The sequence below is a fragment of the Desulfovibrio sp. UIB00 genome (assembly GCF_022508225.1).
GTDB lineage: Bacteria > Desulfobacterota > Desulfovibrionia > Desulfovibrionales > Desulfovibrionaceae > Desulfovibrio.
Window position 1 is genome coordinate 37,402 of the sequence record NZ_JAETXJ010000010.1, and the last position, 12,871, is coordinate 50,272.

General features: G+C 58.1%; 8 protein-coding genes and 1 tRNA gene. 6 read left to right on the forward strand and 3 right to left on the reverse strand.

The window, feature by feature from the left end:
* Positions 1-2 precede the first annotated feature (2 nt).
* The 6 genes from JMF94_RS13575 to JMF94_RS13600 all read left to right on the forward strand — a co-directional run bounded on the left by JMF94_RS13575 (position 3) and on the right by JMF94_RS13600 (position 9,818).
* A tRNA-Asn gene (locus JMF94_RS13575) sits at positions 3-78 on the forward strand.
* A 223-nt stretch (positions 79-301) separates the two neighbouring features.
* Entirely contained in the window at positions 302-1,846 is a 1,545-nt protein-coding gene (locus JMF94_RS13580) for a class I SAM-dependent DNA methyltransferase (RefSeq protein ID WP_240825745.1), read from the forward strand.
* Between the two features lie 11 nt (positions 1,847-1,857).
* Positions 1,858-3,036, forward strand: coding sequence for a restriction endonuclease subunit S (locus tag JMF94_RS13585; protein ID WP_276612932.1), 1,179 nt, complete (start codon positions 1,858-1,860; stop codon positions 3,034-3,036).
* Positions 3,033-6,245, forward strand: coding sequence for a type I restriction endonuclease subunit R (locus JMF94_RS13590; RefSeq protein ID WP_240825747.1), 3,213 nt, complete (start codon positions 3,033-3,035; stop codon positions 6,243-6,245). Before JMF94_RS13585 ends, JMF94_RS13590 begins: the two co-directional genes overlap by 4 nt.
* 280 nt (positions 6,246-6,525) lie before the next feature.
* A complete protein-coding gene (gene glp, locus JMF94_RS13595) occupies positions 6,526-7,809 on the forward strand; it encodes a gephyrin-like molybdotransferase Glp (RefSeq protein WP_240825749.1) in 1,284 nt (427 codons plus the stop codon).
* A gap of 38 nt (positions 7,810-7,847) precedes the next feature.
* Entirely contained in the window at positions 7,848-9,818 is a 1,971-nt protein-coding gene (locus tag JMF94_RS13600) for a molybdopterin biosynthesis protein (RefSeq protein ID WP_240825750.1), read from the forward strand.
* Between the two features lie 4 nt (positions 9,819-9,822).
* Here the strand turns inward: JMF94_RS13600 and JMF94_RS13605 are convergent, their stop codons facing one another.
* The 3 genes from JMF94_RS13605 to JMF94_RS13615 all read right to left on the reverse strand — a co-directional run bounded on the left by JMF94_RS13605 (position 9,823) and on the right by JMF94_RS13615 (position 12,852).
* Positions 9,823-10,698, reverse strand: coding sequence for a ThiF family adenylyltransferase (locus JMF94_RS13605; protein ID WP_240825751.1), 876 nt, complete (start codon positions 10,696-10,698; stop codon positions 9,823-9,825).
* Positions 10,699-10,709: 11 nt separating this feature from the next.
* On the reverse strand, positions 10,710-10,949 hold the full coding sequence (locus JMF94_RS13610) for a MoaD/ThiS family protein (RefSeq protein ID WP_240825752.1): 240 nt from the start codon (positions 10,947-10,949) through the stop codon (positions 10,710-10,712).
* A 154-nt stretch (positions 10,950-11,103) separates the two neighbouring features.
* Positions 11,104-12,852, reverse strand: a complete 1,749-nt coding sequence (locus JMF94_RS13615) for an aldehyde ferredoxin oxidoreductase C-terminal domain-containing protein (protein ID WP_240825753.1) — start codon at positions 12,850-12,852, stop codon at positions 11,104-11,106.
* Positions 12,853-12,871 lie beyond the last annotated feature (19 nt).

The following is a 12,871-nucleotide window of genomic DNA, read 5'->3' on the forward strand; positions in this document are numbered from 1 at the left end:
GATCCCCGATAGCTCAATTGGCAGAGCGGGTGACTGTTAATCACTAGGTTGGCGGTTCAAGTCCGTCTCGGGGAGCCAAAAGAAAGTAAGCCCTTGCAGCTAATAGCCGCGAGGGCTTTTTCTGTTTCTATGTGTTTTATCCCGCTCCTATCCCGCTATTTCAGGTTATGGAGGAGTATGAAGGGGTAATTGGGGTCAATTTTATCAACTGATTGGCTTGCCCCGGCCCCCTCCTCACTGCTAGGCTCCTTGGTAACCTATTGACGCATCTAACCACTTTTACAAATTTGCAGACCATCAAATGACTATCGATTTCAATCAAATTGAATCCCGCCTCTGGGCTGCTGCCGACCAGTTGTGGGCCAACACCGGGCTGAAGCCCGCCGAATTTTCCAATCCAGTGCTTGGGTTGATCTTTTTGCGCTACGCGGAAAAAAAATTTCTGGAAGCTGAAGCCGCATTGATCGAGAAGGGGCTGGACGCTTCCGAGATCGAGAAATTCGACTATCAGGCGGAGGGAGCGCTCTACCTGTCTGACAATGCCCGCTTCTCCTACCTGCTGGCATTGGCAGAAGGGCAAGACGTTGGCAAAGCCGTTAATGAAGCCATGGCGGCTGTGGAGCAGGAAAACGAAGAACTGAAGGGCGTGCTGCCCCGCTCCTACGCCAAGCTCCCCAATACCGTTCTGATCGAGTTGTTGCGCCTGATGGACAGCCTCGGGGAAATCGAAGGTGACGCCTTCGGGACAATTTACGAATACTTCCTCGGCAAGTTCGCAATGGCTGAAGGGCAAAAGGGCGGCGTATTCTACACGCCAACCAGCATCGTCAAACTGATCGTCGAGATCATTGAACCCTTCCACGGCAAAATTTTTGATCCGGCCTGCGGTTCCGGGGGTATGTTTGTTCAGAGTGCCGCCTTCGTACAGCGCCGCAACAAGCGCGCCAGCGAAGAACTCACCGTCTTTGGCACCGAGAAGGCCAACGACACGGTGAAACTCGCCAAAATGAACCTTGCGGTGCATGGCATCTCTGGGGACATCCGGGAAGCCAACACCTACTACGAAGACCCGCACAAGGCGCTTGGCAGGTTCGACTTTGTGATGGCGAACCCGCCCTTCAACGTCTCGGGTGTCGATAAAGAGCGCGTGAAGGATGACCCAAGGTTCCCCTTTGGCATCCCGACCACGGACAACGCCAACTACCTCTGGATTCAGCACTTCTACACCGCCCTGAACAAAACGGGCCGCGCTGGCTTTGTTATGGCGAACTCGGCGGGAGACGCGCGGGGAGCGGAACTGGAGATCCGCAAAAAGCTAATCCAGAGCGGCGGCGTGGATGTGATCGTTTCGGTCGGTTCCAACTTCTTCTACACCGTGACCCTGCCGTGCACCCTGTGGTTCTTCGACAAGGCGAAAGCCAACGGCCAGCGCAAGGATCAGGTGCTGTTCATCGATGCGCGGAGCATCTATCGGCAGGTCAGCCGGGCAATCCGCGACTTTCTGCCGGAACAAATCGAGTTCCTCTCCAACATCGTGCGCCTGTGGCGTGGTGAGGCGGTCGAAACTGGTGCAGGTAGTCAGGAGATGCTCCAGCAGCATTTCCCTGAGGGTGCCTATCAGGACGTCGCCGGAATGTGCAAGGTTGCCACGCGGGCGGACATTGAAGCACAAGGTTGGAGCCTGAATCCGGGGCGGTATGTTGGGGTGGCGGATCAAGGAGAAGACGATTTCGATTTTGTCGAAAGATTGGAGACCCTAAGTCAGGAGTTGGAGGAGCTGAATACTGCGGCACGAGCGTTGGAAGAAAAGATTGCTGCCAACGTAGCATTTCTGCTTAACGGATAGGTAGGTCAACCATGCGAAAACGCCTAGACCAAGTGGGCACGGTCGTAATGGGGCAGTCACCAGATGGCTCAACATACAACAACGAAGGAATTGGAGAACCCCTGCTTAACGGCCCTACGGAATTTGGATCGTCGCATCCAAGCTGTTCTCTTTTCACCACGGGCTCAAAGCGAGAGTGCCAAGCTGGGGACTTACTATTTTGCGTGAGAGGATCGACCACTGGTCGAATGAACCGGGCGGATCGAAAATATTCCTTGGGACGCGGAGTGTGCGCTATAAGAGGGCAAACGCCCTTAGAGACGAAGTTCATTACGTACTGCATCGACTGGCGACTTGAAAATTTGCTGGTTCTGGCTGGAGGTGGGACGTTTCCCAATCTCACAAAAGATACGATTATGGGATTTGAAATACCATTTCCCAAGACACGATTTCGCATCGCCTCGGTCCTGTCCGCCTACGACGACCTGATCGAAAACAACACGCGGCGGATCGCCATCCTTGAGGAAATGGCCCGGCGAATCTACGAGGAGTGGTTTGTCCGCTTCCGTTTTCCGGGCCATGAGCAGGTAAAAATGGTGGAGTCGGAGCTAGGGTTGATCCCGGAGGGGTGGTCGATTCTTCCTCTACAGGATATCGCAACGGTCACGATGGGCCTGTCGCCAAAAGGAGAGAGCTACAACACAGATGGTGATGGGATTCCGTTAATTAACGGCCCTGCGGAGTTTGGTGATCGCTTCACTATGTGTGTTAAATGGACCACTGCACCGACAAAGCTTTGCTCCGCCGGAGATTTTATTGTTTGCGTGAGAGGCTCAACCACAGGCAAATATGTGAAGAGTGACGGTGTGTATTGCCTGGGTAGAGGCGTCTGCGCGATCAAGAGCACTTGGCAGTGCTTTGTGGATCAGATGTTCATGCATCAGCTACCCATACTTTTGGCTCAAACAGGCGGATCGACATTCCCAAGCTGGACTGGGCCGCAACTCAAGCATCATCCTGTGCTTCTTCCAAGTATTGACCTGTTATCTCGTTTCGAGAGCCTTGTTCAGCCAATGAATGCGACGGTACTGAACTATTCCCGAAAGAACGCCAACCTCCGCGCCACCCGCGACCTCCTGCTCCCCAAGCTTATCTCCGGCGAACTCGACGTTTCTTCCCTGCCCGAACCCGAGGAGGTCATCACGGCATGACTCACACTCTCACAGCCAAGGAAGTATTAGCCACTTACGGGGAACTCCCCCTGGTCGAGCTACACGCAATCAGCTGTTTTGCATCCCTTGGCTGGGAGACGGCCAACCTCTACAACGAGGCCTTCGGGCCGAACGGCACGGAAGGCCGCACGTCTGCCGCCGAGGTCATCCTTGCGCCTCGTCTTCGCAAGGCGCTGGAGCGCATCAATCCCGGCTATCCGGCTACTGCCTATGATCAGGCCATCGAACAACTGACAGAGGATCGCTCCACGCAGATTCCCGTCAATGCCAATCAGGCTTTTTACAAGCTGCTGCGGGACCGGGTGAAGGTGGAGATTGCAGACGACGACGGCAACCCGCAGACGGTTGAACTTTCTGTCATTGACTGGAGCAACCCAGAGAACAACGACTTCTTCCTTGCCCAGCAGATGTGGGTGTCTGGGGAGATGTACAAGCGCCGCTGCGACCTGCTCGGCTTTGTCAACGGGATGCCCCTGATCTTCATCGAACTGAAGGGCCCGCATGTTCCCCTGAAGTCCGCCTATGACGACAACCTGAAGGACTACAAGGGGCAGAGCATCCCGCAGCTCTTCCATCCCAATGCATTCATTCTGCTGTCCAACGGCACGCAAACCCGTGTGGGCACCCTGACCAGCCCCTGGGAACATTTTTTTGAATGGCGGCGGATTGATGATGAAACCGAGGCGGGTTCAACTGGTCTGGAGACCGCCATTCGCGGGCTCTGCCACAAGCGGCGACTGCTTGACATTGTGGAGAACTTCACCCTGTTCGAGTTGGCGCGCGGTGGCCTGATCAAAAAGGTAGCCAAAAACCACCAGTACCTGGGTGTGAACAAGGCCATTGCCCAGATGATCATGCTGCGGGAAGCCGGGGATGCGGAAGCCGCCAAAAAGCTCGGCGTATTCTGGCACACGCAGGGGAGCGGAAAGAGCCTCTCCATGGTGTTCTTCACCCAGAAGATTCTTCGCACCCTGCCCGGCAAGTGGACCTTTGTGATCGTCACTGACCGCTCCGAACTGGACGATCAAATCTACAAGACCTTCACGGCAACCGGGGCAATCACGGGGGCGGAAGTACAGGCCAGCAGCGGGGACAACCTGAAACTGCTGCTGTCGCAGGACCACCGCTACGTCTTCAGCCTGATCCAGAAGTTCCACACGGACAAAGGCGTGGCTTACCCGCAGATTTCGGACCGCAGCGACATCATCGTAATCACGGACGAAGCCCACCGCAGCCAGTACGACATCTTCGCGCTGAACATGCGCAATGCCCTGCCCAACGCCGCCTTTCTCGGCTTTACCGGGACACCGCTGATTGCCGGGGAGGAAGAACGTACCCGCGAAGTATTCGGCGACTACGTTTCGGTCTATGACTTTGCCCGATCCATCGAGGATGGGGCCACGGTGCCGCTCTACTACGAAAACCGCACGCCGGAACTTCAGATCACCAACGAAAACCTGAACAGGGATATCGAAAATCTCCTTGAAAAGGCTGAACTGGACGAAGCTCAGGAAAAGAAGCTGGAGCGGGAATTTGCCCGCGAGTACCACCTGATTACCCGCAATGAGCGGCTGGAGACCATCGCCGCCGATCTGGTGAAGCATTTTCTCGGTCGAGGCTATCGTGGCAAGGCTATGATGATCTGCATCGACAAGGCCACGGCTGTGCGGATGTACGACAAGGTGCAAGCCCTCTGGAAGCAACAGCTGGCTGATCTGCAAAAGCAGATGAAAACAGCCGCCGGGGATGCCAGAGAAGTGCTCGCCGATAAAATCATGGTCATGCAGAGCACCGATATGGCCGTGATTGTGTCGCAAGGCCAGAACGAAGTTGAAGACCTCAAGGCCAAGGGGCTGGATATCGTTCCGCACCGGCAGCGTATGCTGCGCGAGGACCTGGACGAAAAATTCAAAGACCCCGACAGTTCCCTGCGTCTGGTCTTCGTCTGTGCCATGTGGATTACAGGTTTTGATGTGCCGACCTGCTCGACCCTGTACCTCGACAAGCCGATGCGGAACCACTCCCTGATGCAGACCATCGCTCGGGCCAACCGCGTGGCGCCGGGCAAGAGTGCCGGTTTGATCGTCGATTATGTGGGTATCTTCCGTAATCTTCAGGATGCCCTGCGCATCTACGCCAAACCCAATCAGCCGGGGCAGATGCCCATCAAGGACAAGGCGGCTCTGGTGGCACAACTGAAGGAGCTGCTGAAAAAAGCGGAAGCTTTCTGCGCGGGTATGGGCATTGACCTGATGGCGATTGTAAGCACCCCGCTGGAAAATCGCCTGGAAGCCCTGCAAAAAGCCATGGATGTGATCCTTGAAGCCGGGGAAGACAAGGTCAAGGCATACCTGCTCATGGCTGGTCAGGTGGCCAGAACCTTCAAGGCGATCCTTCCCGATGCCGAGGCCAACGCTTACGCCCCCATGTCTGTTCTGGTGGCTTACCTCGGGGCAATGATCAAGGCACTGCGCCCTACCCCTGACATCTCCGGGGTGATGAGCGACCTGGACGCTCTGCTGGATGACTCCATTGCAACCGAGGGATACCGCATCGGGGACCGCCCGGCGGCTGAAGCCCTGATCGACCTCTCGCAGATCGATTTTGCCGCTCTCCAACAAAAGTTCGCGATGGGTAAGAAAGCTACCGAGACCGAAAAACTGAAGGGGCAAATCGAGAAAAAACTGGAGAAGATGGTTCGGGAGAACAAGGGACGGATCGACTTCATGGAGACGTTCAAAAAGCTGATCGACAGCTACAATGCCTCCAGCCATAACCTCGAGGCATTCTTCAAGGATCTGATGGATTTTGCCCAGAACCTGACGGACGAGGAACAACGGTCACACCGAGAGAACCTCACCGAGGAGGAACTGGCCATTTTCGACCTGCTGACACAGCCAGAGCCGGAACTGAGCGACAAAGAAAAAGGCGAGGTCAAAAAGGTTGCCAAGGATCTTCTCGCCAAGCTGAAAGCCGAAAAACTGGTGCTGGACTGGCGGCTGAAGACCCAGACCAAGGCTGATGTGGAACGAACCATCCGGGACTTCTACATCAAGCTGCCGATGGCCTACACGCCCGACCTGAAAAAGGACAAACGGGTGAAGACATACGCCCATATCTACGAAAACTACTTTGGGGCGGGACAGAGCATCTACCAGCAAGCCCCCGGCACCGTGTCTTGTGCGTGACAGTATTTTTATAGATCGCGTTACCCAATGGCCCAGTGGATGCTGATCGCCGGGAAGCGGCTCTTGTTTCTGAGGTGACGGGGTATTGCGGCAAGTCAAATCCGTACCCGGGCTTCCGCACCGAACGATAGAAGCATCAGGCTTTTCTTATTTTTTACATACACACCAGCGGGTGCCCAACCCGACAATTTCATTTCACCCGTCCGTATTGCCCTTTGCTCTGGTTTGCGCCAATATCCAGACAGTTATACACCGTCGCGCACATGAACCGGAGGGCCGGGTGAAGCCTTTTTTGACCTTGCAATCAGTTGAAGCGGTGCTTGAGCATATTCGGGCATTTCCCCTTTTGAGTGAAGAGCGCGTCCCGTTGGACGATGCCCTTGGTCGCGGCCTTGCCCAATGCTTTTCGGCAACAGAAGACCTGCCCGGATTTGACCGCTCCACCGTTGACGGTTTCGCCTGCCGCGCCCGTGATGTTTTTGGCGCGCAGGAGGGCAACCCCGCTCTGGTGGAATGCGTGGCCGACTGCCGCATGGGCGAGGTGCCGGACATCAAGCTTGAAGAAGGACAGACCGCGCGCATTCTCACCGGGGGCATGCTGCCGCAGGGCGCGGATTGCGTGGTGATGGTTGAATACTCCCGCCCGGCGGGAGGCAATCTCATTGAAATTACCCGCAGTCAGGCCCCGGGCGACAATGTTATTTTTCGCGATGATGACGCAACCGCTGGGGCTTTGCTGCTGCAAGCCGGGCACCGCCTGCGCCCTCAGGACATTGGCCTGCTGGCGGCTTTTGGCGTGGTGGATGTGGACGTACGCCGCAAACCTCTGGTTGCCGTGCTCTCTACGGGCGATGAGGTTGTGCCCAGTTCCGCGACTCCGCCGCCGGGCAAAATCCGCGACATCAACGCCCACAGCATTGCAGCCCTCTGCCGCGAGGCTGGCGCGCAGGCCGTGAGAGCCGGGATTGTCAACGATGACGCCGCCAAACTCAAAGCAGCAGTAACCCAGCTTGCAGAAACACATGACGTGGTGGTGGTTTCCGGCGGTTCCTCAGCAGGCATGCGCGACCACACCGTGGAAATTTTTGAGTCTCTGCCTCAGGCTCAGTTGCTGGTGCACGGGGTCGCCATCAGCCCCGGCAAACCCTTTATTCTGGCTAGGGCCGTAGTCAACGGGCGCACAGTCTGCCTTGTGGGCCTGCCCGGTCACGTCACCAGCGCGCTTGTCTGCGCCCGCGTATTTCTTGCCCCCTTGCTGGAGCACCTTCAAGGGCATGCCAGTTCCGCAAAGCTGCCGCAGGTTCCCGCTGTGCTTGCACGTTCTGTAGCTTCCGCACAGGGCAGGCGCGACTATCTGCGCGTAAAACTACGCCCCCTGCCCTGCCAGCCCCCCACGCGGGCACCGTCAGATAAAAATCTGCAACCGCTGTACGAGGCGGAACCCATCATGGGCGCATCGGGCCTTATTTCTGGCATTGCTGCGGCAGACGGCCTCATGGTCTGCCCTGAAAACCGCGAAGGCTACGATGCGGGCGATACCGTTATGGTGGAACTTTTTCGCTAGACCAGCCCGCGTCTGGCACTATTGCTGGGAGAATTATCTTGAAGCGCAACACATATCTGACTCTGCTTCCCCCGGAAGAAGCCCGCGCCAACTGGTTTTCATGCCTTGACGCCAAAGCCTTCGCCCTTGGCGAGGAACGCATCCCTCTGGCGCAGGCCCTGCGCCGCGTGCTCAGCAGGCCCGTGGCGGCCCTGCGTTCATCCCCGGCCTTTCACGGCGCGGCAATGGACGGCATCGCCGTACATGCGGAGGATACCTTCACCGCCTCTGCCCGTACCCCATTGCGTCTCAAAATTGGCGAACAGGCCCACTGGATCAACACCGGGCACCCCTTGCCGCTGGGCTGCAACGCCGTGGTGATGATGGAGAACATCAATACCGAGACTGAAAAGGATTCTCAGGGCGAATCGCAGTGGGCCGTTATAGAAAAGGCCGCCTTTCCCTGGCAGCACGTGCGCAAAATGGGTGAAGACATGGTGGCTACAGAGATCATCCTGCCGCCTGGAACGTGCATTGGTCCCTACGACCTTGGCGCGCTGGCGGCAGGCGGCGCGCTTGAAGTACCGGTATTCCGCCGCCCCCGCGTTTCCATCATCCCCAGCGGGTCGGAAATTGTGCCGCTGGTGGATGCGCGGGAGGAAGATCTGCGCGCAGGCCGCGTGCTGCCAGAATTCAATTCACTGATTTTTTCGGCCATGATTACGGAGGCCGGGGGTGAAGCCGCTACCCTGCCTGTGGTTCCTGACGACCCAGAGGCTATCCGCGCGGCCATTGTCAGCGCCATTGCAACTGCCGACATGGTTATTCTCAACGCCGGGTCTTCGGCTGGCAGCCACGATTTTACGGCCCATGTGCTTGGGCAGATGGGTACAGTGGTGACGCACGGAATTTCAGTCATGCCGGGCAAACCCACGGTGCTGGCGGTAGTCAACGGCAAGCCCGTGGTAGGTGTGCCTGGGTATCCCGTTTCTGCGGGCATATCCATGGAAGAATTTGTTCTGCCCCTGTTGGCCCTGTGGCAAAAACGGGCCATGAGCGAGCGGCAGAAGATCACGGCGGTACCCTGCAATCCCCTGCCCTCGCGCCCCGGTATGGAAGAACGGTTGCGGGTCAAACTGGGCTGCGTAGGCGATACGGTTGTTGCCGTGCCCCTGCCGCGCGGCGCTGGCACCATAACCAGCCTCAGCCGGGCTGACGGCATCATTCGCATTCCGCGCGACAGCGAAGGCTGCAATGCAGGGGAACCCGTTACTGTCGAGCTGCTGCGCCCCGCCACGGCCCTTGCGGGCGCACTGCTTGCCATTGGCAGTCACGACAACACGCTTGACCTGCTGGACAGCATGCTGCGCAAGGCGCATCCGCAGTTCCGGCTCACCTCGGCCCATGTGGGTTCGCTGGGCGGCATCATGGCGCTCAAGCGCGGGCAATGCCATCTGGCGGGCAGTCATCTGCTCGACCCGGCAAGTGGCGTATATAACCGCAAGGCCATTGAGGATAACCTGGAAGAACCCACTGTGTTGCTGCGTCTGGTGGACAGGGAACAGGGCATTCTGACCGCGCCCGGTAACCCCCTTGGCATCAACAGCATTGAAGACCTCGCCAAGCCGGGGGTGCGCTTCATCAACCGCCAGCGCGGCAGCGGAACCCGCGTGTTGCTCGACTACCGCCTGAGTCGCCTTGGCATCGCGCACACAAGCATCAACGGATACCGCGACGAGGAATATACGCACATGAACGTTGCTGCCGCAGTGCTTTCTGGTCGGGTGGATGCAGGTCTTGCCGTGCGTGCTGCGGCCAATGCGCTGGGCCTGCCATTCACGCCCATCGGTGTTGAAGAATATGATCTGGTCATTCCCTGCCGTTTTTTTGATGGGGATGCGGTTCAGGCCCTGCTGGATGTTATCCGCAGCAAGGCCTTCCGCCAGACAGTGGAAGGCATGGGCGGTTACGGCACGGAAAAAACCGGGCAGATTATCTGGGAATACGCCGGGAAACAGGGCGTGGAATGAACGGTTAGGCCTTACCCGCCCAATCAAAACGCTCCATTTCCGGCACCGAGAGGTCGAGATGGTACAGGGCGCTGCTGGCTTTGCGGCTCAAAATGGTCTGCAGAGCCAGCTTGGCCATGAGGCAGGCAACCGAAGCCGGGGCCAGCGCGCCAACGCCTTCGCGCCGTGCATGCTCAAGCTCGTTGTCGCTCTGCCCTTGCGGGTAAAGCTCCTCAAGCCGCGCCTGCGGGCCTGAGTTGGCGTAGCAAAAGCCTTCTTCGCGCAGTACGGAACCGTGGATGAATGGCACGCCAGCAGCAAGAGCTGCCCTTTCCAGGGCTGTTTTGGCGCTGATGTTGTCCAGGCAATCCAGGGCCACGTCCATACCAGCCACAAGATCGGACAGATTGCCCGCATCTGCCACTAATCCAAGAGCTTCAGTCTCCACGTGGCTGGCAATATCCGCCAGGGCATTGCGCACAACGCAGACCTTGCGCTGCCCCAGCACACGCTCTGTACAGAACCGCTGGCGGTTGAGATTGCTTTCGTCAAACACATCGTTATCCACAAGCCGTATGCCGCCTACGCCGGAGCGGGCCAGCAATTCGGCCACGTGCCCCCCCAGACCGCCACTGCCCAGCACAAGCACGCGGCTTTGCAGCAGCCGCGTCATTTCTTCCGCTGTGACCAGCCCGAAATTCCGGCGAAAGCGCTCCGGCCAGATGTTCCGCCCCAACAGGTAAATCATGGCGGCGCGTAGCGTCAGAGCCTGGGACGCGGCCCAAAGGCGCAAGCCCTCAAGGCTCACGAACAGTGTTTCCTGCGTATTGCCAGCAGATTTTGTCTGGTATCTTGCCCGGATATAAGGGCTGAAGAACTGGTGCAGATCAGATATTGTCATGGTCAACGGGCCTAGCCTCCTCCGACAGCCGGAAAATAGGCAATACGGTCTCCGTCGCGCATGAGATCACTCACCTTCTGCTGGAGTCCGTTGACCATGACAATTTTTATGTCTTGCGGCGGCAATCCCAGATGTTGCGCCAACTGGGCCACGGTGCTGCCCTCCGGCATTTCCACCTGCAAACCTGTTTCCGGCACGTAGTCCGGCACATAGTCACGTAGGGTGGTGCTCAGCTTAACGGTCAGTTTCATGGACGCTCCTTGACCTCATAAGGTCTTGTCCAGTTATGCCCGCCCTGTCCGAAAACAGTCAAGCCAGCCGGGGCGCACGCCATGGCGCCGCCGTAAAACAAAATCTCTAGCCCCCGCTCCGAACCAGCCGGAGCGGAGGCCAATAAGGGCAACCCTACTTCTTTTCCTCAATCCAGTTGAAGACCGTCTTGAGTTCCTCGTGGGTAATGTCGAAAGTGGTGTTGTGCGGGGGCAGCTTTTCGTCAGTGAAGAAATCGGGCAGCACGTCCGCAGCCTGGGTGATGCCCGCGCGGCGGTTGAAGTCGATTTCCGTGGAAAGAATACGCTGGCCCAACGTTACAACGTCGTCGCCGGTGAGCTTCCAGCCAAACTTGGCATTGAGCATGTCCACAATGGCGGGCAGGGCATCCGGCACGTCAAGAATGGCAAAAGCCGTGAACAGGCACAGGCCCACGGAATCCACAGAGGCGGTAGCCACCTGGAGATTGCGCGAAAGCTCGATCTGCCCGTCCTTCTTGAGGGGGTCAACCGTACCGCCGCAGTTAAGGATGTTGGCCGTCACCGCGTAGCCGGCGGTGTGGTCCGCGCCCATGGGCGAGGTGGCGTAGGTGACGCCCTGGCCCTTGACTGCACGGGGATCATAGGCGGGCAGGCTCTGGCCCTTGACCGCAGGCACGCGCCGCACGCCAAACACCCGGCCCGTGGTGGCCGCGCCGCAACCAACAATACGACCAAGCGGAGAGCCTTCGCTGATGCCGTTCATGACATCAAGCACAGCCTTGGTATCCCCGTAGGGAATGGCGCCGCCAGCCATGGCAACGCCCACGGCAACGCCCACATCAATGGTGTCCACGCCGATGTCGTCGCACATGTAATCGTACTTTGAGATGGCATCAAGATCGCCAATGCCGGAGTGGGGGCCGAAGCACCAGAGGGTTTCGTATTCGGGCCACTTGCTCTGGAACTTGCCCTTCTTGTCGGGCAAAATGCCGCTGCAACGGATCATGCAGCCGCTCATGCAGCCGTGGGCCACCTTGCCCTCGCCGCCGCGTTCCTTGGTGAGCTGGTTCAAAAGTTCGCCCGAAACAGCCTCATGCTTGTCAAACTGTCCAACAGTAAAGTTGGCGGTGGGCAGGCCGCCCGCCTCGTGCAGGATGTTGACGAGCACGGCGGTGCCGTATTCGGCAAGTCCCTTGCTGGTGATGGGGTGTTCGGAAAGCGCCGTGGCGAAGCGCTTGGAAGCCTCGCGAAAAGCCTTTTCATCAGCCAGAGGCTGGCTCTTGCCGCCTTCGGGATTCACAATGATGGCCTTGAGCCCCTTGGAACCCATTACCGCGCCAACGCCGCCGCGCCCGGCATGGCGCATGGGCCGCAGTTCGCGGTCGGTGCAGGCAATGGAAGCCGCCGTGAGCTTGAATTCACCCGCACGGCCAATGGTGATGTAGCTGCAATCCTTGCCGTACTTTTCCACCAGCTTGGCCACGGCATCAAAGTTGTTCATCCCGGCCACTTCGGCGGGAATCAGCTTGGCGTGGTCCTTGCTCACTTCAAGCTGCCACCACTCGCCTTCCTTGGCCATGTCTTCCACAATAACAGCCAGAATGCCCAAACGGGCCAGGTGACCGCCGGGCTGACCGCCCGCGTTGGATTCCTTGATGCCTTCGGTCAGCGGGCTTTTGCAGCCCACGGAAATACGGTTGGCGTTGGGGCTGTTGGTGGCACCCAGCAGGCCGGGAGCAAAAACAAGCTTGTTGTGGGGGCCAATGGGCGTACAGGTGGGCGGCACCTCACGCGCAACGATGGTAGAAGTCAACGCACGGCCGCCAAGGCCAGCGTATTCTTGAGGGATTTCTTCAAAAACACAGGTCTTGGTTGCCATATTGACGCGCAAAAAACGGAACATGGAGCCTCCTTAAACAAGG

Excerpts from the sequence above, each read along its gene's own strand:
- JMF94_RS13580 (WP_240825745.1), top strand. The coding sequence starts at position 302 with ATGACTATCGATTTCAATCAAATTGAATCCCGCCTCTGGGCTGCTGCC.
- JMF94_RS13585 (WP_276612932.1), top strand. The coding sequence starts at position 1,858 with ATGCGAAAACGCCTAGACCAAGTGGGCACGGTCGTAATGGGGCAGTCA.
- JMF94_RS13590 (WP_240825747.1), top strand. The coding sequence starts at position 3,033 with ATGACTCACACTCTCACAGCCAAGGAAGTATTAGCCACTTACGGGGAA.
- JMF94_RS13605 (WP_240825751.1), bottom strand. The coding sequence starts at position 10,698 with ATGACAATATCTGATCTGCACCAGTTCTTCAGCCCTTATATCCGGGCA.
- JMF94_RS13610 (WP_240825752.1), bottom strand. The coding sequence starts at position 10,949 with ATGAAACTGACCGTTAAGCTGAGCACCACCCTACGTGACTATGTGCCG.
- JMF94_RS13615 (WP_240825753.1), bottom strand. The coding sequence starts at position 12,852 with ATGTTCCGTTTTTTGCGCGTCAATATGGCAACCAAGACCTGTGTTTTT.